The organism is Sinorhizobium sp. 6-70, from assembly GCF_030124375.1.
In the GTDB taxonomy this organism is placed as follows: domain Bacteria; phylum Pseudomonadota; class Alphaproteobacteria; order Rhizobiales; family Rhizobiaceae; genus Sinorhizobium.
Genome location: NZ_JASKLS010000014.1, coordinates 84,199 through 107,514 on the forward strand (window position 1 = coordinate 84,199; position 23,316 = coordinate 107,514).

General features: G+C 62.7%; 16 protein-coding genes. 5 read left to right on the plus strand and 11 right to left on the minus strand.

The annotated features are described in order from the left end of the window. Positions 1-118: 118 nt before the first annotated feature. The gene (locus QN222_RS23635; protein WP_283961022.1) at positions 119-562 is read right to left on the minus strand and encodes a MarR family transcriptional regulator; all 444 of its coding nucleotides are present in this window, start codon (positions 560-562) and stop codon (positions 119-121) included. A 460-nt stretch (positions 563-1,022) separates the two neighbouring features. Between QN222_RS23635 and polA the strand changes: the two genes are divergently transcribed. Then, positions 1,023-4,037: a DNA polymerase I gene (polA, locus tag QN222_RS23640; RefSeq protein ID WP_284005611.1), complete on the plus strand. Its 3,015-nt coding sequence runs from the start codon at positions 1,023-1,025 to the stop codon at positions 4,035-4,037. A 51-nt stretch (positions 4,038-4,088) separates the two neighbouring features. Here the strand turns inward: polA and QN222_RS23645 are convergent, their stop codons facing one another. Continuing rightward, entirely contained in the window at positions 4,089-5,105 is a 1,017-nt protein-coding gene (locus QN222_RS23645) for a chemotaxis protein CheB (RefSeq protein ID WP_283961024.1), read from the minus strand. 266 nt (positions 5,106-5,371) lie between these two features. On the opposite strand from QN222_RS23645, the gene QN222_RS23650 reads away from it, so the two are divergent. Both QN222_RS23650 and QN222_RS23655 read left to right on the plus strand, forming a co-directional pair. Continuing rightward, a complete protein-coding gene (locus tag QN222_RS23650; protein ID WP_284005612.1) occupies positions 5,372-8,863 on the plus strand; it encodes a chemotaxis protein CheB in 3,492 nt (1,163 codons plus the stop codon). After that, complete coding sequence (locus tag QN222_RS23655; RefSeq protein WP_283961026.1) at positions 8,847-9,233, plus strand: response regulator; 387 nt, start codon at positions 8,847-8,849, stop codon at positions 9,231-9,233. Before QN222_RS23650 ends, QN222_RS23655 begins: the two co-directional genes overlap by 17 nt. Before the next feature lie 113 nt (positions 9,234-9,346). Here QN222_RS23655 and QN222_RS23660 read toward each other — a convergent pair whose 3' ends face one another. The 9 genes from QN222_RS23660 to QN222_RS23700 all read right to left on the minus strand — a co-directional run bounded on the left by QN222_RS23660 (position 9,347) and on the right by QN222_RS23700 (position 21,463). After that, positions 9,347-9,979, minus strand: a complete 633-nt coding sequence (locus tag QN222_RS23660) for a TetR family transcriptional regulator (RefSeq protein WP_283961027.1) — start codon at positions 9,977-9,979, stop codon at positions 9,347-9,349. Between the two features lie 150 nt (positions 9,980-10,129). Further along, complete coding sequence (locus QN222_RS23665; protein WP_283961028.1) at positions 10,130-13,294, minus strand: efflux RND transporter permease subunit; 3,165 nt, start codon at positions 13,292-13,294, stop codon at positions 10,130-10,132. A gap of 10 nt (positions 13,295-13,304) precedes the next feature. Continuing rightward, positions 13,305-14,525 carry an efflux RND transporter periplasmic adaptor subunit gene (locus QN222_RS23670; protein ID WP_336621037.1) on the minus strand — a complete coding sequence of 407 codons (1,221 nt, stop codon included), beginning with the start codon at positions 14,523-14,525 and terminating at the stop codon, positions 13,305-13,307. A 418-nt stretch (positions 14,526-14,943) separates the two neighbouring features. Further along, the gene (locus tag QN222_RS23675; protein WP_283961030.1) at positions 14,944-15,954 is read right to left on the minus strand and encodes an ABC transporter ATP-binding protein; all 1,011 of its coding nucleotides are present in this window, start codon (positions 15,952-15,954) and stop codon (positions 14,944-14,946) included. Between the two features lie 16 nt (positions 15,955-15,970). Then, the gene (locus QN222_RS23680) at positions 15,971-17,035 is read right to left on the minus strand and encodes a Gfo/Idh/MocA family oxidoreductase (protein ID WP_283961031.1); all 1,065 of its coding nucleotides are present in this window, start codon (positions 17,033-17,035) and stop codon (positions 15,971-15,973) included. Then, entirely contained in the window at positions 17,032-17,871 is an 840-nt protein-coding gene (locus QN222_RS23685) for a carbohydrate ABC transporter permease (protein ID WP_283961032.1), read from the minus strand. Before QN222_RS23685 ends, QN222_RS23680 begins: the two co-directional genes overlap by 4 nt. Positions 17,872-17,884: 13 nt before the next feature. Next, on the minus strand, positions 17,885-18,835 hold the full coding sequence (locus tag QN222_RS23690) for a sugar ABC transporter permease (protein WP_283961033.1): 951 nt from the start codon (positions 18,833-18,835) through the stop codon (positions 17,885-17,887). A gap of 421 nt (positions 18,836-19,256) precedes the next feature. Next, entirely contained in the window at positions 19,257-20,513 is a 1,257-nt protein-coding gene (locus QN222_RS23695; RefSeq protein ID WP_283961034.1) for an ABC transporter substrate-binding protein, read from the minus strand. Positions 20,514-20,563: 50 nt separating this feature from the next. Next, complete coding sequence (locus tag QN222_RS23700; protein ID WP_283961035.1) at positions 20,564-21,463, minus strand: N-acetylmuramic acid 6-phosphate etherase; 900 nt, start codon at positions 21,461-21,463, stop codon at positions 20,564-20,566. 196 nt (positions 21,464-21,659) lie between these two features. On the opposite strand from QN222_RS23700, the gene QN222_RS23705 reads away from it, so the two are divergent. After that, positions 21,660-22,544 (plus strand): N-acetylglucosamine kinase, encoded by an 885-nt coding sequence (locus QN222_RS23705; protein WP_283961036.1) that lies wholly within the window; start codon positions 21,660-21,662, stop codon positions 22,542-22,544. Then, complete coding sequence (locus QN222_RS23710; protein ID WP_283961037.1) at positions 22,541-23,305, plus strand: GntR family transcriptional regulator; 765 nt, start codon at positions 22,541-22,543, stop codon at positions 23,303-23,305. Before QN222_RS23705 ends, QN222_RS23710 begins: the two co-directional genes overlap by 4 nt. The last annotated feature ends 11 nt before the right edge of the window (positions 23,306-23,316 follow it).

Genomic DNA, 23,316 nt, shown 5'->3' on the forward strand with positions numbered 1-23,316 from the left:
AATCGGTTTCAGAGAAGGATTTTGTACATCTCAAGGTATTACCGCATCCGTTTGGCTCGATTGCCAGCGGCTTCGAACGGAAATTGCTGGTGCAACGGTAAATTGGCGGAGCGAGGAATCAGGAAACGTCGCCGTTGCGGGCGGTATTGGCGAGCGCCATGCGCATGTATTCGAGCATCAGTTCCCTTTCGAAGCGGCGAAAGCCGGACAGCAGGGATTGCTCCGCCGCGAGCGCTGCTTCCTTCGCCGCCGCCTCGATCTCTCTCGCCCGTTCCGTCAGGAAGATCTGTTGCGAGCGCCGGTCGTATGGGTGCTGGCGGCGGGTGATGAGCCCGTCGCGCTCCATGCGGGCGAGCGTGTTGGCCATGGTCGCCTGCTCGATGTCCAGCCGATCGAGGAGCTGCTTTTGCGTCAGCCCCTCCTCCGACCAGAGCTCAAGCAGAACCGGAAACTGGCCGGGCGCGAAGCCGAGCTTCTGGCCCCGCTCCTGCAGGGCGCGCGAGAAACCTTTTGCCAGCAGACTGGCCAGGTAAGTCGCAGATTCCATACGATTGAAGGCCATGCCTATGGGTACGCGTGAACCGGTTTGAGGACAAGTTCCAAAGCTTACGATGGAACTGAACCATTCTGAATTCACAAGGATTTGAGCGACGTATGAGGCGTGGGATGGTGCGGAAAACCGCGCAACAAAAAACCGCCGCGGCGCGGAGGCGGCGCCGTGACGGCTCTTTGAAAGCAGGACAAAGGCCCGGAGAGGGGGATAAGGCCTTTGTCCACATCTGGTGCGGGCGGGGGACAGGCCAATCACCAGACGACGGCATCATTTTCAGTGCCGTTCGATCATAATTTGAGGAGCCAAATGTGGCTTTTCAAGGATTGTCCGACTGAATCGCACATTACAAATGTGTAACGTTTGCGTGAGCCCCGCACGCAGTCGGCGTCGGCCTCTGGTAGCTCCAGATAGGCACGGGCGGCGAAAACCGCAATGGACGTTTGCCTCACCCCGCGCTATCCATGGCCGCATGAAAAACGGTGATCACCTCTTCCTCGTCGACGGCTCCGGCTTCATCTTCCGGGCCTTCCATGCCATCCCGCCGCTCAACCGCAAGTCCGACGGTCTTCCGGTCAATGCGGTTGCCGGCTTCTGCAACATGCTCTGGAAGCTGCTGACCGACGCGCGCGACACGTCGGTGGGCGTGGCGCCGACGCATTTCGCGGTGATCTTCGACTATTCCTCGAAGACCTTCCGCAACGTGCTCTACGACCAGTACAAGGCGAACCGCACCGCGCCGCCCGAAGATCTGATCCCGCAGTTCGGGCTGATCCGGCACGCCACCCGCGCCTTCAACCTGCCTTGCATCGAGAAGGAAGGCTATGAGGCGGACGACCTGATCGCGACCTACGCCCGGCTTGCCGAAGAGGCGGGCGCCGGTGTCACGATCGTTTCCTCGGACAAGGACCTGATGCAGCTGGTGACGTCCAGGGTGTCGATGTACGACAGCATGAAGGACAAGCAGATCACGATCCCCGACGTGATCGAAAAATGGGGCGTACCGCCGGAGAAGATGATTGATCTCCAGGCGATGACCGGCGATTCGACCGATAACGTGCCGGGGATTCCCGGCGTCGGACCGAAAACCGCGGCGCAATTGCTCGAAGAATACGGCGACCTCGAGACGTTGCTTGCGCGCGCCGGCGAAATCAAGCAGCAGAAGCGGCGCGAGAACATTATTGCCAATGCCGAGCTTGCGCGCCTTTCCCGCGAACTCGTGACCCTGAAGAAGGATACGCCTCTCGACGTTCCGCTCGAGGAGCTGAGGCTCGAGCCGCAAAACGGTCCGAAGCTCATCGCTTTCTTGAAGACCATGGAATTCAACACGCTGACGCGCCGTGTCGCAGCGGCGACGGATACGGACGCTGAGGCTGTCGAAGCGGCTCATGTGCCGATCGAATGGGGCATGGAAGCGCACGGACCGGATCTCGATACCGGCGAGGCCGCCGGCCCGCCGCCTTCCACGCAATCGTCGAGCGCGGCACCGCCGCGTGGAACGGCGGCCAAGGCAGCCGTTTCGTTCGTCTCGAGCGGCCAGGACGCAGACGCCACCGGCGCGACGCCGCAGGGGCTCGCACGGGCGCGCGCGGAATTCTTTGCCAAGGCTTCCTTCGATCGTTCCGGTTATGTCCCGATCCGCGATCTTGCGACGCTAGACCGGTGGATCGCCGATGCGCGCGATGCGGGCGTCGTTGGCTTCGACGCGGCAGCGACATCGCTCGACGCCATGCAGGCGGATCTGGTCGGCTTCTCTCTGGCGATCGCCGATTACGGCGACAACCCCTCCGGGACGAAGATCCGGGCGGCCTACGTGCCGCTGATCCACAAGAATGGCGCCGGCGATCTGCTTGGCGGCGGTCTCCTCGAAAATCAGGTCCCCGTCCGCGAGGCGCTGAGCCGGCTAAAGACGCTGCTCGAGGATCCGTCGGTATTGAAGGTCGCCCAGAACCTGAAATTCGATTATCTCCTGATGAAGCGGCACGGCATCACCATGCAAAGCTTCGACGACACCATGCTGATGTCCTATGTCATCGATGCCGGCAACGGTGCTCACAGCATGGATTCTCTGTCCGAGCGGTGGCTCAACCATAAGCTCACGGCCTACAAGGACATCACCGGCAGCGGCCGGTCTTCGCTCACGTTCGACTTCGTCGATGTCGACCGGGCGACGGCCTATGTGGCGGAAGAGGCCGACGTGACGCTGCGTCTCTGGCACGTCCTGAAGCCGCAACTTGCCTCCAAGGGGCTGACTCGCGTCTACGAGCGACTTGAAAGGCCGCTGGTCGGTGTTCTTGCCCATATGGAGGAGCGCGGCATCACCGTCGATCGCCAGATTCTCTCGCGCCTCTCGGGAGAGCTTGCGCAGGGCGCGGCGGCGCTCGAAGACGAAATCTATCGCCTGGCCGGGGAAACCTTCACGATCGGCTCGCCGAAGCAGCTTGGCGACATTCTCTTCGGCAAGATGGGATTGCCGGGGGGCTCGAAAACCAAGACCGGCCAATGGTCGACTTCGGCGCAGGTTCTCGAGGAGCTTGCCGCCGAAGGTCATGACCTGCCGCGCAAGATCGTCGACTGGCGCCAGCTCACCAAGCTGAAATCCACCTATACCGACGCCCTGCCGGGCTTCGTACACCCGCAAACACGGCGCGTGCATACGTCCTATGCTTTGGCTGCGACGACCACGGGCCGCCTCTCCTCGGCCGACCCCAACCTGCAGAACATTCCGGTCAGGACCGCCGAGGGCCGCAAGATCCGCACGGCCTTCATCGCGACGCCGGGGCACAAGCTGGTTTCTGCCGACTACAGCCAGATCGAGCTTCGGGTGCTCGCGCATGTGGCGGATATTCCGCAGCTCCGCCAGGCCTTCGCCGACGGCGTCGACATCCACGCGATGACCGCTTCCGAGATGTTCGGGGTTCCCGTCGACGGCATGCCGGGTGAAATCCGCCGTCGCGCCAAGGCGATCAATTTCGGCATCATCTACGGCATCTCTGCCTTCGGACTTGCCAATCAGCTTTCGATCGAGCGTTCGGAGGCTAGTGAATACATCAAGAAGTATTTCGAGCGCTTCCCCGGCATCCGCGACTATATGGAGAACACCAAGGCCTTCGTTCGCGAGCACGGCTATGTCGAAACGATCTTTGGCCGCCGTGCGCACTATCCCGATATCCGCTCCTCCAACCCGTCGCACCGCGCCTTCAACGAACGCGCATCGATCAACGCGCCGATCCAGGGCTCTGCCGCCGACATCATCCGCCGCGCCATGGTGAAGATGGAGCCGGCGCTGGGCGAGGCGAAGCTGTCCGCGCGCATGCTGCTTCAGGTCCACGACGAACTGATCTTCGAGGTCGAGGACGGCGAAATCGAGCGCACCATTCCGGTGATCGTCTCGGTCATGGAAAACGCGGCCATGCCGGCGCTCGACATGAAAGTGCCGCTGAAGGTCGATGCCCGCGCCGCGCACAATTGGGACGAAGCGCATTAATGCATGTCGCCCAGAAGTGTGCAGCGGTCCTGGGTAGGTCAAGGCAGAGGCCTACTTCGCTCTTTCGAATTTGCCGGAGGGAGTACCGGTCGCTTTGCCGAGAATGGCGCGGCGCAGTGTATCGGCATGCTTCCGCCCCTCGCTGGCGCGCCTCGTGCTTGCGGCGGCCGCCGCGTCCCGACCGCTGCGCCGCGCGTCGTCCGCCATCTTTTCGCTGAGCGTCACCCTTTCCTCAATGACGCGCAGCGCCAGTTGCATGGCCTCATCCACCGAGCCTTCCGCCTCGGCGTCAAGGATGTCGGAGGTAAACGCATGGCCGATCTGGCAGCGGAATCTGAGCGGAGGCCGGCTCTTGATTTGCGAGAGAACCCCGCCGCATGAAGGGCAAGACAAGGCCACTGTGTCTGCGATCTTCGCGATCGCTGCCGTATCGACCTCGCGGCCAAGGGCAATATCGACCTCGAGCTTGACTTCCTTCGGGACTGGCATCGGCGGGCCGGCTTCCTGCTCCGTGAGATGCAGGAGCAATGACGGAAGGTCGGCAAGCGAAGCGCGATAATCGACATCGCTCGCCTTTAATGCTCCGAGCGGCATGTCCGGCGCTTCTGCGTCTGCCGGATTTTGAACCACCGTCAAGCCGCCGCATCGCTTCAGGTCTGCGAGGCCTGCCGCGCCGTCGTTCAACATGCCCGTGAGGATGACGGCGACGGCCCTCGGGCCATAATTCACCCCGACGGATCGCAAGAGCGGATCGATTGCCGGGCGAGCCCAATTCTCGCGCGGCCCACGGCCGAGCCGGATTACGTTATCGACGACGAGGAGATGGTGATCCGCCGGTGCGACATAGGCGTGCCCACGCTCGACGCGCTCACCCTCGGTGGCGGTCGTTACGGGAATTTTGGCATGCGCGTTGAAAATATCAGCGAGAAGATCCTTTCCGCGCGCGCCCACATGAATGACGACGAACACAGTGGCGGCCAAGTCGGAAGGAAGCTCGCGCAGGAGCTCTTTCAATGCGCCGACCGCTCCCGTCGACCCTCCTATAGCGATCACGTCGCGGCGGCCCATGACATACTCCATTTCACCTACAACGTTTTACGCGCTGATAGGTTCGATGCGACGTCGGATAGCCCACTCGTTTGGAAGAACGGAAGATTTCCCCGGTCGCCACTATTGGTCACCGCCCCTGCGCGGATATAACAATGTCACGCCGGGGCGCGCCGTTCGGTGTAAAATGGTAGTCTACTCGGCTTTGAAGGGTTGCCGAGAATCCGGCAGACGAGGTCATGATCGCGCACGTAGCCGTGACTCGTTGGGCGGAAGAGGAGTGAAGCATGGGGCAGGAATCGGATCCGCCGATCGTGGGCATCGGAGCTTCGGCAGGGGGTGTCCAGGCACTTCAGACCTTCTTCGATCACATGCCGACCGATACCGATGCGGCCTTCGTGGTCATTGTCCATCTCGATCCTGACGCCAGGAGCGAGCTTGCCAGCATCTTGGCGTCACGCACCAAGATGCCGGTGACGCAGGTGGAGAATCAGGCTCGGCTTGAAAGCAACCACGTGTATGTCATCCCGCCGAACCGGAGGTTGAAGATCGGTGACGATACCATTTCAGCGCTCCCGTTCGAGGAGGCCCGGGCGCACCGAGCACCGATCGATCTGTTTTTTCGATCGCTTGCCGAGGAGCATGGGCCCGGTTTCGCCGTCATTCTGACCGGCGCGGGGGCGGACGGTGCGATCGGCGTCAAGGCCATAAAGGAGGCGGGCGGCATCGTGCTCGTCCAGGATCCGAACGAGGCGGAATATGCCTCGATGCCCCGCAATGCCATTGCCACGGAGGTCGCGGACTTCGTGCTGCCGGTCCAGGAGCTTCCGGAACGGCTGGCCGAGCTTCTGGCCAATCGGGCGCCGCTTCCGTCTGCCGAGGGACGATCCAGCGATGAAGATGTGCTCGCGCGGATTCTCGCGCATGTGCGCGTCAGAACCGGGCACGATTTCTCGCAGTACAAGCGGGCGACGATTCTGCGCCGCATCGGTCGGCGGGCGCAGGTGACCAGGAGGGAGTCGCTCACCGATTATTACACCTATCTGCGCGAGAACGTGGAGGAGGCGCAGGCTCTTTTCAGCGACTTCCTGATTTCCGTGACCACATTTTTTCGCGATCCGGGGCCCTTCAAATCGCTGGCCGACAACATCATTCCACAACTGTTCGACGGAAAGGACGCCGGTGACAGCATCAGGGTCTGGGTTCCCGGCTGCGCCACTGGAGAGGAGACGTACACGATCGGCATCCTGTTGCTCGAGGAAGCCGCGCGTCGTGACCTTACGCAGGAAATCCAGGTGTTCGGCTCCGACCTCGATACCGGCGCCCTTGCGATCGCGCGCGAGGGACGGTTTCCGGTGACGATCGAAGGGGATCTTTCGGAGGAGAGACTGCGCCGGTTCTTCTACCGCGAGGGCGACCACTATCGCGTGCGCCGGGAGCTGCGCGATGTCGTTCTCTTCGCCAGCCATAGCTTGCTGCGCGATCCGCCCTTCTCTCACCTGGACATGATTTCCTGCCGCAACCTCTTGATCTATCTCGATCGGCAGCTTCAGCAACAGGTATGCAGCACATTTCACTACGCGCTCAATCCGGGTGGATTCCTTTTCCTCGGATCGTCGGAAAGCGCCGACTATCCCGCTGGACTCTTTCGCACGGTCGACCGCGAGGCGCGGATTTACCGCTCTGCTGCGGGCGCGGGAGAGCGGCGCCCGACGCTGCCCGTGCTGCTCGGTCCACATCAAACAGCGGAAAGACCTCCGGTCGTCGCGCGTCCGCCGTCGCCCTCCGGCAGCTTCGGTGATGCCGCCTTGCACCGCCAGATGCTCGAAAAGATTGCTCCGCCGAGCCTACTGGTGGACGAGAGCCATCGAGCGGTCCATCTTTCCGAAAACGCCGGCCGCTTCCTGCAACCGTCGGGCGGGCCGGTCAGCACGGATGCGACGGATCTTGTGCGCGAGGAGTTTCGCTTCGACCTCAGGGCCGCACTGCATCGCGCCTTTGAGCGAAACGAAGCCACCTTGAGCATGCCGATCCTCGCCCAGGTCGACGGGCAGCCGCATCGCGTCTACCTTCAAGTGAAGCCGGTTCTGCAGGGAAGCGACCCGACACGGCATGCCCTGGTGCTCTTCATCGAAGGTGAGGCGATCGAGAAGGGCGAAAACGCCGTTGCCGAGACAGGCGACGGGCATCCGGCTGCCAACCAGACGATCCGGCAGCTGCAGGAAGAACTGCAGCTCGCACAAAACCGGCTGCGGGTGACGCGGGAAGAATCCGAGGCGGCCAATGAGGAGCTGCGCGCCGCAAACGAAGAGCTCCAGTCGATGAACGAGGAATATCGTTCGACGGCGGAGGAACTCGAGACGAGCAAGGAGGAACTTCAGTCCATCAACGAAGAGCTGCAGACGGTCAACAACGAGCTGAAGCTGAAGCTTGAAAGCGTCTCGCGCGCCCATAGCGACTTGCAGAATCTCATGGCAGCGACCGACGTCGCGACGCTTTTTCTCAATCCGTTGCTCCGCATCAAGCGTTTCACCCCGCGTCTGACGGAGATTTTCAACGTCACCACCAACGACGAAGGGCGGCCGATCACCGACTTCACCCATCAGCTCGAATATGACGCCTTGGCCGACGACGCGCGCTCCGTGCTGGACCACCTCGCGCCCATAGAACATGAGGTGAAGGGTCGCAACGATCGCTGGTATCTGGTGCGGATGCGGCCCTATCGCACGATTGACGACAAGATCGACGGTGTTGTGGCAACCTTCGTCGACATCACCGAACGGCGCCAGGCCGAAGAAAACGCACGGGAAAGCAAACAGCGTCTCGAGCAGGAAGCGCGACTTGTGGAGCTTTCACGGTCACCGATATTCGTCTGGGATTTCGACGACGGCATCAAGCAGTGGAACCGGGGCAGTGAGGAGCTCTACGGCTACTCGCGGGAAGAGGCCGTCGGAAAAGTGAAGGAAAATCTGCTCAAAACCGAGGTCCCCGGCTCCTCTTTCGCGAATCTGCTGCAGGCGCTCCTGGAGGACGGCCACTGGAGCGGAGAACTGCACCACACGACTAAGGAAGGGAATGTGTTGACGGTCGAGAGCCAGATCGAGCTCCTGCCGGTGGGAGAGCGGCGCCTCGTTCTCGAAAGCACCCGTGACGTGACCGACCGCAAGCGATGGGAGCGGCGTCGGCAGCTCCTGGTGAATGAACTGAGCCATCGCGTCAAGAATACGCTGGCCGTCGTGCAATCGCTCGCGCGCCAGACCATGCGCACCTCGGATTCGCAGGAGGATTTCGTCGAGCGTTTCGAAGGGCGTCTCGCAGCCCTCGCAAGCGCGCATAAGCTGCTCGTCGAATCGGAATGGAGCGGCGCCGAGCTCGGCGCACTGGCGCTCAGCCAGCTCGAGGCCTATTCGGGCAGCGACGGGCGGAGACTGCAGCTAGAGGGCGAGCCTGTGACGCTTCCGCCGGATACCGCGACGCCCTTTGGGCTCGTTCTCCATGAACTTGCCACCAATGCCGCGAAATACGGAGCTTTCGCCACCGGAAACGGACAGGTCAAGCTCAGTTGGAAGCGTCGGAACAACAACCGCCACCTGACCATTACGTGGGAGGAACACGGTGGTCCGCCGGTCGAGCCGCCAAGCGAGCAGGGTTTCGGCGGCGTGTTGATCGAAAAGAGTTTGCCCGGAGCTACGGTTCATCGTGATTTCCAGCCTGATGGGATCGTCTGCACGATCGACATGGAGCTTCCGGAGATCCCGCAAAATGGTGCGGACCGTTGACGAGAACCAACCTCTTTGCGGCGTCAGAATTCTGATCGCTGAGGACGAGATCTTGATCGCACTCGACATGGAGGCGGCGTTTCGAGACGCCGGCGCCGATGTCGTCGGTCCGTGTACAACAATCGCGGCCGCGTTGGATGCGGTCAGGAACGAAGCGCTCTCGCTCGCCGTACTCGACATCCGCCTTGGTCAGGCCACGACCGAAGGGGTCAGCGACCTGCTCGCCGAACGAGGCGTCCCCTTCCTCTTCTACAGCGGACAAGCGTTGCCTATGGAGATGCAGCGAAAATGTAACGGCGCGCTCGTCGTCGACAAACCGGCCACCCAACAGGACCTCGTTGGCGCTGCCGCCAAGGTGCTGGCCGCCTAGATCACGATGATTTTAGGTCGAATCGACCTAAAATCATAAACGTGATCGATTCTAATGCGTTGCGTTAGAGCGGGATGCGGGCGGAAAACCGCGCACACTTTCCCTCATCCCGCTCAGGCTGCGGACTCCGCGGGACGTGTCGTCCGGAAGCTGGCAAAGAGGCGTTTGAGTGCATCGCGACCCTCGGCCGCCAGATCGAATCGGCGTCCGAACAGCAGCCATTCGGTGCACAGCCCCATCATCAGCCAGCGCAAGGCGCGCGCGGCGGATGCCGGCGTCCAGTTGACTTGCAACTGCCCCCGTTCGAGCGCACGCGCGAAGGCGAGTTCGAGCACCGCGTCGTGCCGCTCGTCGATTTCCTTCTGCCGCAGCAGCACCGCGGACATGTCGCTGTCGTAGTCGCATCGGAGCATGATCGCGAGAATGCGCTGCCGCTGCTCGTCCTTGGCAAGCGTGTCCAGCCAATCGACGGTCGCGCTTTCGACGATCGCGAGCGTGTCGGAAGCCTCGGTCTCGATCTCGCGCGCGATCATGTCTTCCTGCGGCAGCGGCACGGCATCGTAGAGCGCCAGGAAGAGATCGGTCTTGTTGGCGAAGTGCCAGTAGATGGCGCCGCGCGTAACCCCGGCAGCCTTGGCCACCTCTTCAAGCGTCGTATTGGAAACACCCTTGGCGTAAAACACCCGCTCGGCGGCGTTCAGGATCTTCTGTCGTGTTGCCTCGGCGTCGGCCTTGGTTCGGCGCATGCAATTCTCCCAGATCACGTGATTTTCGGTCGGGTCGACCCAAAACCTTGAACGTGATCGATTCTAAGAAGTGAGAGCGTGATGCGGACGGAAAGCCGCTCACGCTCTTGCGCGACGGCCCGCCGGATGAGGCGGGCCGTCGATGGTTGATTACTCGGCAGCGTCGGCGATTTCGGGTGCTGTATCTTCGGCCCGGGCCGTTTGCGGCGCGGTCGTTGACGCGCTCTTTCGCCCGAAGACCTTCATGATGAACACGAAGAAGATCGGGACGAAGAAGATCGCCAGGACCGTTGCCGAGATCATGCCGCCCATAACGCCGGTGCCGATGGCGCGCTGGCTGCCCGAGCTTGCGCCCGTCGCGATCGCCAGCGGCAGAACGCCGAGGGTGAAGGCGAGCGAGGTCATCAGGATCGGCCGGAAGCGGAGATGCGCCGCTTCGAGCGTTGCGTCGATCAACGACTTGCCCTGGTCACGCAGTTCCTTGGCGAACTCGATGATCAGGATGGCGTTCTTCGCCGAGAGGCCAATGATCGCGATCAGGCCGACCTTGAAGTACACGTCGTTCGGCATGTCCCGCATTGTCACTGCGAGCACCGCGCCGATGACGCCGAGCGGCACGACCATGATCACCGAGACCGGAATGGACCAGCTCTCGTAAAGCGCCGCCAGGCACAGGAAGACGAGCAGGCACGACAGCGCAATCAAGAGCGGCGCTTGCGAGCCCGACTGAATTTCCTGCAGCGACTGACCGGTCCACTCGTAACCGAAGCCTGCCGGAAGCTGGGCGGCCAAGCGTTCCATTTCGGCAATCGCATCGCCCGAGGAATAGCCGGGAGCGGCTTCGCCGCTGATGCGGACCGCCGGATAGCCGTTGTAGCCCACCGTCTGGGTCGGAGCCTTGATCCACTCGACGCTTGCAAAGGCGGAGAGCGGAACCATGCCGCCGTTCGAGTTGCGAACGTTGAGGTTCAGGAGGTCCGCGGTCTGCATGCGCTTCGTCTCGTCCGCCTGCACCGTCACGCGCTGCATGCGGCCGGCATTCGGGAAGTCGTTGACATAGGACGAGCCGAGATTGGTCGAAATGGTCGAGTTGATGTCGGCAAAGGTCACGCCGAAGGTGTTGGCCTTCTCGCGATCGATATTGACGGTGACCTGCGCCGCATCGGGCATGCCCTCGAAACGGACGCCGGTCAGCACCTTGCTCTGCGAGGCAAGCCCGAGAAGCTGGTCGCGTGCCTCGGCAAGTGCGTTTTCGCCGAGCCCGCCGCGATCCTGCAGGCGGAAGGAGAAGCCGCCGGTGGTGCCGAGGCCCTGGATTGCCGGCGGCGACAGAGCGAAGCTGATCGCGTCCTTGATTTGGCTCATCGCCATCGTCGCGCGGCCGGCGATCGACTGCGCCGCATTGTTCGCGTCACGCTCGCTCCAGTCCTTGAGCGTCACGAAGGCGAGGCCCGCGTTCTGCCCGGTGCCGAAGAAGGAGAAGCCGTTGATCGCAACGATCGTGTCGACCGCCTGCTCCTGGCCGAAGATCTTCTCCGCCTGCTCGATGGCCTCGGTCGTACGGTTTCCGGTCGCTTCCGAAGGCAATTGCATCATGACGATGACAAAGCCCTGGTCCTCGTCCGGCAGGAACGACGAAGGCAGTTGCAGGAAGGCCCAGCCAAGTCCCGCGAGCAGCGCCAGGTAAATGACCATGAAGCGGCCGGTGCGGTGGACCACGCCTCTGACGACGCGGGTATAGCCGTGGGACGTGCGGTCGAAGCTGCGGTTGAACCAGCCGAAGAAGCCGCGCTTGGCGTGATGATGACCCTTCGGAACCTGCTTCAGGAAGCTCGCGCAGAGCGCGGGCGTCAGCGAGAGGGCGAGCAGCGCCGAGAACAGGATCGAGACGACCATGGTCAGGCTGAACTGGCGGTAGATCACGCCGACGGCGCCCGGGAAGAAGGCCATCGGGATGAACACGGAAGCGAGTACCAGCGTGATGCCGATCACCGCGCCGGTAATCTGCTTCATCGCCTTGCGTGTGGCTTCCTTCGGCGTCAGCCCCTCTTCCGACATGATGCGCTCGACATTCTCGACGACGATGATGGCGTCGTCGACGAGGATGCCGATTGCCAGCACCATGCCGAACATCGTCAAGACGTTGATCGAGAAGCCCATCGCCAGCATCACCGCACAGGTGCCGAGAAGGGCGACCGGCACGACGATCGTCGGGATGATGGTGTAGCGGACGTTCTGGAGGAACAGGAACATCACCAGGAAGACGAGTCCGACGGCCTCGACAAGGGTATGCAGCACCTTCTCGATCGACACCGCGACGAACGGCGAGGTGTCGTAGGGGATGGAGTATTCCAGTCCCGGCGGGAAGAATTCCGCGAGTTCGTCCATGCGCGCCTTGATCGCAGCCGAGGTCGACATCGCGTTGCCGCTCGGTGAGAGCTGCACGGCGATGGCCGCCGACGGCTTGCCGTTGAGGCGCGTCGAGAAGGAGTAGCTCTCGCCGCCGATCTCGAGGCGCGCGACGTCGCGCAGCCGCACGGCGGAGCCGTCGGCATTGGCGCGAAGCACGATGGCGCCGAACTCCTCAGGCGTCGAAAGCTGACCCTTGATGACGACCGGAGCGGCGATCTGCTGGGTGATCGGGTTCGGCTGGGCGCCGATCGAGCCCGAAGCGATCTGGGCGTTCTGCGCCTGGATCGCCGCCGTCACGTCGGCTGCCGTCAGATTGAGGCCGAGCATCTTGTCCGGATCAAGCCAGACGCGCATCGAGCGTTCGGTCGCGAAGAGCTGTGCACGGCCGACGCCGGGCACGCGCTGGATTTCGCTGAGCACGTTGCGGCTCAGATAGTCACCGAGGCCCGTCGCGTCCAACGACCCGTCGGTCGAGGTGAGCGAGATGATCAGCAGGAAGCCGGAACCGGCCTCGTCCACCTGCACGCCCTGCTGCCTGACCGAATCGGGCAGGCGCGGCTCGACGCGCTGTACGCGGTTCTGGATGTCGACCGAGGCCTGGCTGGGGTCGGTGCCCGGCGCGAAAGTCGCGCTGATTTCGGCCGAACCGGAAGAGCTCGTCGTCGATTCGAAATAAAGCAGGCCCTCGACGCCGTTCAGTTCGTCCTCGATCAGACGCGTGACGCTCTGATAGGTGTCCTGCGACGAGGCGCCGGGATAGCTTGTATTGATCGAGATCTGCGGCGGCGCGACGTCCGGATATTGCGAAACCGGCAGGAGCGGAATCGCAATGATGCCGGCGAGCATGATGAAGATCGCCACCACCCAGGCAAAGATCGGCCTGTCGATAAAGAAACTGGGCATGTTCAAGCTCTCACTTCACTTCAGTGGCGGGCTTTTCGCCGTCGGCTGCCGAAGCGCTGGCCTGTTCGGCCGCGGGCTTTGCATTCGGGTCCCAGGCGGACGGCTGCACAGGCGCGCCCGGACCGACCTTCTGGAAGCCCTCGACGATCACCTTTTCGCCGGCCTTGAGACCGGAGGTCACCTGCCAGCGCTCGCCGACCGTGCGTCCGAGCATGACGTTGCGGAACTCGACCTTGTTGTCGGCGCTCACCACATAGACCTGGGACTGGCCGGCATTGTTGCGCTGGACAGCCTGCTGCGGAACGGTGATCGCATCCCTCTCCAAGCCCTGCTGGATCTGCACGCGCACATACATGCCCGGCAGCAGATCGTTGTTGGGGTTCGGGAACTCACCGCGCAGCGTCACCTGGCCGGTGGTCGCGTCCACCGCCGCTTCGGAGAAGAGCAGCTTGCCCTTCAGCGCATAAGGCGTTCCGTCATCGAGGATGAGCTGGACTTCGGCTTCGTTGTCCGAGCTCATCATCTGGCCGTCCTTGAGCGCCTTGCGCAGGCGGATGAGGTCGGTCGCGGACTGGGTGAAGTCGGCGTAGATAGGGTCGAGCTGCTGGATCGTCGCCAGGTTCTGCGTATCGGTCGCACTGACCAGGGCGCCCTCGGTAATGAGCGCCCGGCCGATCCGGCCGCCGATCGGCGCCGTGACGTTCGCATATTGCAGGTTGAGCTTCGCCTCGGCGAGGCCCGCCTGGGCGATGCCGACATCGGCCTCCGCCTGGGCGAGCGCCGCAATCGCGTCGTCGAACTGTTGAATTGCCGCGAACTGCGCGTCCTTCAGTTTCGACTGCCGATCGGCGGTGCGCTTGGCCTGCTCGACCACCGCCTGCGCTCGCTTCAGCGTCGCCTCGGCACTGTCGACCTTCACCTGGAAGGGGGCCGGGTCGATCCGATAGAGCACATCGCCTTCCTTGACGATGGTGCCCTGCTGGAACACGCGCTCGACGACGATCCCGGATACCCGCGGCCGAACTTCGGCAATGCGCGTCGCGGTAATGCGGCCTGGCAGTTCATTGGTGATCGGCAGGGCTTCCGCGGCTGTCGTGTAGACGGCCACGGCCGCCGGCGGGAAGGCAGCGGCTGCCTGTTGTTCTTCGTTCTTCTGGCAGCCGGCGAGAAAAATCACAGTTGCCAGGGTCGCGGCCAGTGTCGGTCGTTTCATGCGCATCGCAATGTCCATAATCAAAGGACCGCCCGCAGCCGTTGCACCCTGCAATGTTGCGCGGTCCGAAAGTGAGATGAAGCGGATCCGGTATCGGTGTGGAAATATACCGGGAGGCTAATATACAGACACAAATGTATGTTAAATTCTCCCGCAGTGCAACACGGATTCGGAAGCACAGCTCAAGAAAGAAAAAAGCCAACAGCCGCAACGTGTTCCAGCGATGCGGCTGCTGGCGATCACGCAGCTGTGATCCTTCATCGAACGGAGTTTGGGAGTGGCTTCGGCCCCTCATCCGGCCTGCCGGCCACCTCTCCCCGCAAGCGGGGCGAAGGGGACTGGCCGCCGCGTCTCAGTCCCCTCGCCCGCTTGCGGGGAGAGGGCTGGGGTGAGGGGGCAAGTCCGCGCCGATCATGTGGGGCCGCTGCCCCCAGTATCACTGGCCGGAATTGATCACGCGATCGTCGGCGTCGAAACGGTGCATGCCGCCGATGATCGGCGTCGCATGGACGATATCGTCCTCGGCATAGCGATGTTCGCCGAACAGCCGTACGGTGATGGTGCCGACCTCTTCCGTATCGAGATAGACGATCGTGTCGGCGCCGAGGTGTTCGACATGGATGACCTTGCCCTTCCAGTCGCCGCTCTCGCGGGAAAGCCCGATATGCTCGGGCCGGATCCCGATCGTCTTGGCTTGCGTATCGCCGAGCCGCTCGCCCTCGATGAAATTCATCTGCGGTGAGCCGATGAAGCCGGCGACGAAGACGTTGGCCGGACGATTATAAAGTTCCATCGGTGAACCGACCTGCTCGACCCGCCCGGCATTCAGCACGACGATCTTGTCGGCAAGCGTCATCGCCTCGACCTGATCGTGGGTGACATAGATCATCGTCGCCTTGAGGCTGCGGTGCAGCCGGGCGATCTCCAGCCGCGTATTCACGCGCAGCGCCGCATCAAGGTTCGACAGCGGCTCGTCGAAGAGAAACAGTTTTGGCTCGCGTACGATCGCACGGCCGATTGCCACGCGCTGCCTCTGCCCGCCCGAAAGCTCGGCCGGACGACGCGCGAGGTAGGGCTCGAGCGACAGCATGCCGGCCGCCTTGGCGACCTTCTCGTCGATCTCCTTCTTCGGCGCTCCCGCCTGTTTGAGGCCAAGCCCCATGTTGTCCTTGACCGTCAGGTGCGGATAGAGCGCGTAGGACTGGAACACCATGGCGATGCCGCGCTTGGCCGGAGCCACATGGCCGACCTCCGCGCCGTCGATCTGTACGCTGCCCGAGGTAACATCCTCGAGACCGGCAATCGTGCGCAACAGCGTCGATTTTCCGCAGCCGGAGGGGCCGACGAAAATGACGAACTCGCCGTCCTTGACCTCGAGGTCGATGCCTTTCAGCACTTCATGACCACCGAAGGCCTTGCGGATGGATTTGAGCTGCAGTGATCCCACGTGTTGCCCCTCTTGGTTAAAGCTTGACCGGCATGCCTGTGCGCACGCTTTCGTCTGCTGCCAGGCAGATCCTGAGCGACTGCACGGCGTCGTCCATGTGGCGGTCGAGATTGATGTTTTCGCGAATGGCCCTGAGCACGAAGGCCTGCTCACGGTCACAGAGTTCCTGATGCCCCGGCTCTCCTTCCATCGTCAGGTCCTCGTCGGACTTGAGGAAGCCGCCGTCCGGGCCGGTGGCCGCGCTGTGCACGCGAATGACGGCGGTCTTGGTGTGGACGTCGATATCGTCGGATTTGGCGTTCTGGTCCATGACGATCGAAACCGATCCGTTTGGCGAGATCACGTCCTTCACGAAGAAGGCGGTCTCCGAGATCATCGGTCCCCAGCCGGCCTCGTACCAGCCGACCGACTTATCGTCGAAAATCACCTGCAGATGCCCGTAATTGTACATCCCCGGCGCCACCTCGTCGGAGAGGCGCAGGCCCATGCCGCGGACCTCGACCGGCTTGGCGTCGGTGATCTGGCACATCACGTCGACATAATGCACGCCGCAATCGACGATCGGCGGTGTCGTCTGCATCAGCGACTTGTGCGTCGCCCAGGTCGGCCCGCTGGACTGCTGGTTCAGGTTCATGCGGAAGACGTAAGGGCCGCCCAGTTTCCTCGCCTCGGCGATGAGCCGCATCCAGGAAGGATGGTGGCGCAGGATGTAGCCGATCACCAGCTTGCGGCCGTTGGCCCGCGCGCAGGCGACGACGCGCTCGGCATCGGCGACGGTTGTCGCGAGCGGCTTTTCGACGAAGACATGCGCACCTGCTTCCATCGCCATGACGGCATAGTCCGCATGGCTGTCTGAATAGGTGTTGATCGAGCAGAGCTCCGGCTTGAGTTCGGCGAGCGCCTCCGAGAAGGACGGCAGGATCCCGTACCCGGCCAACGCCTCGGGCAGCGCGATTTTCGAGCGGTTGACCAGACTGGCGATCTCGAAGCCGGGGTTGTGATGGTAGGCGAGCGCGTGGCTGCGGCCCATATTGCCGAGGCCTGCGCAAAGCACGCGGATTGGGTTCGCGGAAGAACTCACTTGACTGCTCCTGCCGTGATGCCGCGGATCAGCTGCCGCGAGAAGATGACGTAGAGGATGAGGACCGGGAAGATCGCGAGCGACAGGGCCGAGAGCACTGCGTTCCAGTTGGTGACGAACTGCCCGATGAAGATCTGCGAGCCGAGCGTCACCGTCTTCGTCGTTTCCGCCGGCGCCAGGATCAGCGGGAACCAGAGATCGTTCCAGATCGGGATCATGGTGAAGACGGCGACCGTCGCCATTGCCGGGCGCACCAGCGGCAGCACCAGCCGGAAGAAGATCGCGTATTCCGAAAGCCCGTCGATGCGGCCGGCATTCTTGAGGTCATCCGATACGGTGCGCATGAATTCGGAAAGAATGAAGACGGCAAGTGGCAGGCCCTGCGCCGTATAGACCAGGATCAGTGCCGTCAGCGTGTTGACGAGTCCGGTCGCGACCATCCCCTGCAGGATGGCGACCGTGCCGAGGCGGATCGGGATCATGATGCCGAGCGCCAGGTAGAGACCCATCAAGGCATTGCCGCGGAAGCGGTATTCGGAGAGCGCGAAGGCGGCCATCGCGCCGAAGAGCAGCACGAGCGCGATCGAGACGACCGTGACGATCGTGCTGTTCTGGAAATAGCCGATGAAGTCGCCCTGCTTCAGCACCGTCTGGTAACCGATGAGGCTGAAGGTTTCCGGCGTCGGGAGCGCCAAGGGTTCGCGGAAGATCGCGTTGCGGCTCTTGAATGAGTTGACGATCGTCAGGAACACTGGAAACAGCGCGACGAGCGTGTATGCGATCAACGCGATATGGACGCCGGCAGTCCGACCAAGGGAGGCGCGTGCTTTAGACATACTGGTTCCTCCCTCAGAACTGGTAGCGGCGCATGCGGCGCTGGACGACGAAGAGGTAGAGCGAGACGCCGGCGAGGATGATCAGGAACATGATCGCCGCAATCGTCGCGCCCATCGACCGGTCGCCGAGCTGGAGCTGGAAACCGAAGAAGGTGCGGTAGAGCAGGGTGCCGAGAATGTCCGTCGACATGTCGGGGCCGGCGAGCGCTCCCTGAACGGTGTAGATCAGGTCGAAGGCGTTGAAGTTGCCGACGAAGGTGAGGATCGAGACAATGCCGATCGCCGGCAGGATCAAGGGCAGCTTGATCTTCCAGAACTGGCTCCAGCCGGTCACGCCGTCGCATTCCGCCGCCTCGATCACTTCGTCGGGAATGTTGAGCAGGGCGGCATAGATCAGCATCATCGGGATGCCGATGTATTGCCAGACGGAGATCAGCGAGACCGCGATCAGCGCCGTGTCCGGCTTGCCGAGCCAGGGCGCGAACAGCCATTTCAGGCCGACGCTATCGAGGAGAAACGGTGCGACCCCCCAGATGGGCGACAGGATCAGCTTCCAGATGAAGCCGACGATGACGAAGGACAAGAGCGTCGGCAGGAAGATGGCGGTGCGATAGAAGGCGCTGAAGCGCAGCTTCGGGATCGACAGCATGGCGGCGAGCGCAATACCGATCGGGTTCTGCACCGCCATGTGGATCAGGAAGAAGATGAAATTGTTCTTGAGCGCATTCCAGAAGTCCGCCGCCCAGCGCGGGTCGCCGAAAAGCACGTTGAAGTTGCTCAGGCCGACGAAGGTGTACTGGCCCTCGACCGTGTTGTAGAAGGACTGCCTGAGCGTTTCGATCAGCGGCAGGATCATCACCGCGGTGTAGACGATCAGGGCCGGCAGCAGGAACACGAGGATGTGCCAGCGCCAGGGACGCTTGATCTCGCTGATGTCCGTCGTTTTGGTGTCGCTTGGGTTCATCGGCCTCTGGCCCGCTCTAAAACTGGCTGGCCGTTATTGGCGCAGCTCCGATTTCGTCCGAAATGCAGCGCGCCGCACGACGCGCAAAACGTTCCGGTCCTTTGATTCAGACCACCGTTCGCGTTCGGCAATTTGCCTGAACGCGGGATGCCCCGGTCGTGGATCGGTTCGCCCCTTGCGCCTCTCCACGGGAGCATGACGCGGGTACCCGGCTGAGCCGAGTATGAGGGGTGTGGTGCAGGCGAAGGCACCGCCTCGACCATGGAAAAATGCCGGCTGAGCCGCGTTCCCAGGTCCCCTCACGTCCGGCTTCGCACCGGACATCCAAACACAAATACGGCGTCGTTCACAGCGCACGACGGAAATTTCGTACGAGAACAAGGGCGCGCGATCCGCGCGGGATCACGCGCCCGTTCCAAGCTTATTTGGCCGGCTTGTACCAGCTGTCGAGGCCGTCCTGAAGCTTCTTGGCGGCCACTTCCGGCGTGTCAGTGCCGTTGATGACGTTGGCCGATTCAACCCAGGCCTCGTTCTCGAGGTTCGGGGTTCCGCGCGACAGAATCTGATAGGTCGAACGGATCGTCGGCTTGCACTTTTCACGCCAAGAGACGAACTCCTGGGCGAGCGGGTCGGCCATCTTCACCGGCGTCGAGTTCAGGCTGAAGAATCCCGGCAATGCGTTCGCGTAGAGATCCGCGAATTCCGGCGAAGCGACCCAGCTGAGGAAGGTTTTTGCGGCCTCGGTGTTCGGGCTCTTGGCGTTGAGGCCGATGCCGATGTCGTTGTGGTCGGAGATGTAGCAGGTGTCTCCGGCCTTCTTTACCGGCGGCGGGAAGGCGCCCATCTTGAACTGTGCCTGCGTGTTGAAGCCAGAGATTTCCCACGAGCCGGCAGGGTAAATTGCCGCGCGGCCGAGCGTGAAGAGGTTCTGGCTGTCCGGGTAGGTCTGAGCTTCGAAGCCGTCACCCAGATAGTCCTTCCACTTGGCGAGCACCCGGAAAGGTTCGACCCATGGCTCGTCCGTCAGCTTCTGCTCGCCCTTGATCAGCGCCAGGCGGCCTTCTTCGCCCTTCCAATAGGTCGGACCGATGTTCTGATAGCCCATGGTCGCGGCTTCCCAGAGGTCCTTGGTGCCCATCGCCATCGGGATGTAGTTGCCGTCAGCCTTGATCTTATCAAGAACGGCGAAGAACTCCTCTTCGGTCGTCGGCACCGAAAGGCCGAGCTGGTCGAAGGCGTCCTTGTTGTAGATGAAGCCGTGGATGACCGAAGCCATCGGCACGCAGAAGGTCGTCTTGCCGTCGTCCGTCGTCCAGGCGGACTTCGCGACATCAGAGAAGTTTTCCATGCCCGGCAAGTTGGTCAGGTCGGCGAGGTGCTTCCGGTTATAGACTTCGAGCGAAGGGTCGAAGGGGCGGCAGGTGATGAGGTCGCCGGCGGATCCGGCGTCGAGCTTGGCGTTGAGGGCGGCGTTGTATTCGGTCGGCGCGGACGGCGAGAAGACGACCTTGATGCCCGGATTCTTCGCCTCGAAGGCGGGGATCAGCTTTTCCTGCCAGATGGCCAGGTCATCGTTACGCCAGCTCTCGATGGTGAGCGTCGTGTCCGCGTACGCAAGCCCGGCCGAGCCGAGAATGCTCGACGCGAGCAGCAAGCCTTTCACTGTTGTGCGGGTCATTCATGTTCTCCCTTTTATAAGCGCCGCCACGGCGCGGTTTGGATCCCAGTTTATCGGCGCGAGACGGTTTCGATCGCCCGGCGCAAATTCTGATTGGTGTCTTTGAGTGCGGTTTCGGCGGCGGCAACATCGTCAGCCCCGGACGCGAGCAGGATCGCGATCTTGACCGAACCGGAGGCCGCCTTGATCAGCCTGCCTGCCTCGGCAGCGCTGACGCCGGTGATGTCGCAGACGATGCGCATCGCGCGCCCTTGCAACTTGATATTGTCGGCACGCAGATTGATCATGTGCCCGTCGAGCACGTGGCCGAGATGGATGCCGACCAGCGTCGAAAACATGTTGAAGGCGATCTTCTGCGCCGTGCCGGCACCCATGCGGGTCGAGCCGGATACGACTTCCGGCGGCGTCTGCAGGAGGATCGCGACGTCGGCATCCTTGAAAAGCGGCGCGCCGGCATTGTTGGCAATGGCGATGACTTTTGCGCCGCGCTTCTTCGCCTCGTCGGCAGCGGCGAGCGCATAGGGGGTGGAGCCGCTGGCGGAGACGGAGATGAGGCAGTCGCCGGCCGCGATTGCGGCGTTGCGAACATCCGCGCGCGCAAGATCCATGTCGTCCTCGTAGCCTCCGGCGAGATCGGTGAGGCTTGCCGCGCCACCGGCGAGAAGAACGACGATCTGTTCCTGGGGGATGCCGTAGGTGCCCGGCAGTTCGAGTGCGTCGGCCATCGCCATCAGACCGGAGCTTCCCGCGCCCGCATAGGCAAGCCGCCCGCCGGCGGAAAGAAGACCGGCTGCAAGCGCAGCTGCGGCCGAGATCTGCTCGATCGCCGCGTCGACCGATTTCGCGGCGGCCTGTTGACCGGAGGCAAGCAGGCGAAGCGCGAGCGCCGGATGCATCACATCCAGGCCCTTGGCGTTATTGTGGCGCTCTTCGGTCTTTGCTGACGGCATTCGCTGTGTCTCCTCTCGGTGAATTAATGCCAAAAAAATACCAATTGTCTAGGAGAATTTTAATTTTTGTGGCTTGGGGCGGCGGACACTGAAAATGCGTGCGGAAAAACAAAGATTTATTTCAAATGTTTGTCACTCGAAAAAATCTCGCTTGGTTATTGGTATTTTTTTGGTATCTTGTCTGACGGAGGTGCCCATGACGTCTTACCTGATCGGAATCGATGGCGGCGGAACGAGTTGCCGGGCGGCCGTTGCCGCGACGGACGGTCGGATTCTCGGCCGTGGAAAGGCTGGCGCCGCAAACATCCTCACCGATCCGGAGACGGCGCTTGCGAACATAACGGAGGCCTCGCGGGCCGCCTTCGAGGATGCCGGCCTCGATCCGGCCGGCATCACGGCGGCCAATGCGATCGTCGGCGTTGCGGGTCACAATGTCGGCGATGCCGTGCACTATGTGAAACGGCGCCTTCCCTTCGCAGCGGCAGAGATCGAGTCCGATGGCCTGATCGCGCTTCAGGGCGCGCTTGGCGCAACAGACGGCGCGGTCGCCATTCTCGGGACGGGCACCATTTATATCGCGCGCCACGGGGAAGCCGTAAGCTATATCGGCGGCTGGGGCTTCACGATCGGCGATCACGGCAGCGGCGCGCGCATCGGCCATGCGCTGCTGCAGGAAAGCCTGCTTGCCTTCGACGGCATTCACGAGGGCTCGCCGGTCACCGATTCCGTCATGGCTGAATTCAACAACGATCCGAGGGACGTCGTCGACTTTGCGCGGCTGGCCAAGCCCGGCGAATTCGGACGCTACGCCCCGCGTGTCTTCGAGCATGCCGGGCGCGGCGATGCCGTGGCGCTGCGCTTGCTCGAGGCCGCTGCGACCACGGTCGACGAGGCGCTCGACGTGGTCGTGTCGCGAGGAAGCGAGCGGCTGTGCCTGCTCGGCGGGTTGGCGCCGCTTTATCGCCCGTGGCTCGCCGAGCGCCACCAGAAGCATCTTGTCGAAGCGGAGGCGGACGCCTTGACCGGAGCGGTGGCGCTCGCAGCCCAACGCTTCGGCTCCAGGCCGGAGGGCGGCGCATGACCCAGCAACTTGCCGCCATCCTGCCGCTGGAAGGCTTGCAGTCGGGCGGGGCCGGTCCGCTCTATCTGAAGCTCAGGCAGTCGCTCGAGGAAGCCATCCTCTCGGGCAAGCTCAACCACGGCGATGCGCTGCCACCGGAGCGGGATCTCGCGGACTATGCCAATATCAGCCGGGTGACCGTGCGCAAGGCGGTCGATGACCTTGTGCGCGACGGGCTGCTCGTGCGCCGCCATGGCTCCGGGACCTTCGTCGTCAGGCCTGTCTCGCGCGTCGAGCAGTCGCTGTCGAGGCTGACGTCCTTTACCGAGGACATGGCCCGGCGGGGCCTGAATGCACGGGCGGAGTGGCTGGAGCGGGGACTGTTCCACCCGTCGCCCGACGAAATGATGACGCTCGGCCTTCCGGCTGATGCCCTGGTCGCGCGTCTCGGCCGCCTGCGCATTGCCGACGGCATGCCGCTGGCGATCGAGCGCGCCAGCATCTCGACCGAATTCCTGCCGGACCCGCTGGCGGTGACTTCGTCGCTTTATGCCGCCCTCGACAAAACCCGCTCTCGGCCCGTCCGGGCGGTGCAGCGCATTTCGGCCTGCAATATCAAGGATCCTGACGCGTCGATGCTCGGCGTTGCCGTCGGCGCCGCCGGCCTTTCGATCGAGCGTGTCTCTTATCTTGCGTCGGGGCGCGTCGTTGAATTCACCCGCTCGCTCTATCGGGGCGATGCCTATGATTTTGTCGCGGAACTGACGCTTTCGGAGTCCTGATCCGCGCCTCA

Bases quoted from the DNA above. Each gene is read 5' to 3' on its own strand.
- QN222_RS23635 (WP_283961022.1), bottom strand. From the start codon at position 562: ATGGCCTTCAATCGTATGGAATCTGCGACTTACCTGGCCAGTCTGCTG.
- polA (WP_284005611.1), top strand. From the start codon at position 1,023: ATGAAAAACGGTGATCACCTCTTCCTCGTCGACGGCTCCGGCTTCATC.
- QN222_RS23645 (WP_283961024.1), bottom strand. From the start codon at position 5,105: ATGGGCCGCCGCGACGTGATCGCTATAGGAGGGTCGACGGGAGCGGTC.
- QN222_RS23650 (WP_284005612.1), top strand. From the start codon at position 5,372: ATGGGGCAGGAATCGGATCCGCCGATCGTGGGCATCGGAGCTTCGGCA.
- QN222_RS23655 (WP_283961026.1), top strand. From the start codon at position 8,847: ATGGTGCGGACCGTTGACGAGAACCAACCTCTTTGCGGCGTCAGAATT.
- QN222_RS23660 (WP_283961027.1), bottom strand. From the start codon at position 9,979: ATGCGCCGAACCAAGGCCGACGCCGAGGCAACACGACAGAAGATCCTG.
- QN222_RS23665 (WP_283961028.1), bottom strand. From the start codon at position 13,294: ATGCCCAGTTTCTTTATCGACAGGCCGATCTTTGCCTGGGTGGTGGCG.
- QN222_RS23670 (WP_336621037.1), bottom strand. From the start codon at position 14,525: ATGGACATTGCGATGCGCATGAAACGACCGACACTGGCCGCGACCCTG.
- QN222_RS23685 (WP_283961032.1), bottom strand. From the start codon at position 17,871: ATGTCTAAAGCACGCGCCTCCCTTGGTCGGACTGCCGGCGTCCATATC.
- QN222_RS23690 (WP_283961033.1), bottom strand. From the start codon at position 18,835: ATGAACCCAAGCGACACCAAAACGACGGACATCAGCGAGATCAAGCGT.
- QN222_RS23695 (WP_283961034.1), bottom strand. From the start codon at position 20,513: ATGACCCGCACAACAGTGAAAGGCTTGCTGCTCGCGTCGAGCATTCTC.
- QN222_RS23700 (WP_283961035.1), bottom strand. From the start codon at position 21,463: ATGCCGTCAGCAAAGACCGAAGAGCGCCACAATAACGCCAAGGGCCTG.
- QN222_RS23705 (WP_283961036.1), top strand. From the start codon at position 21,660: ATGACGTCTTACCTGATCGGAATCGATGGCGGCGGAACGAGTTGCCGG.
- QN222_RS23710 (WP_283961037.1), top strand. From the start codon at position 22,541: ATGACCCAGCAACTTGCCGCCATCCTGCCGCTGGAAGGCTTGCAGTCG.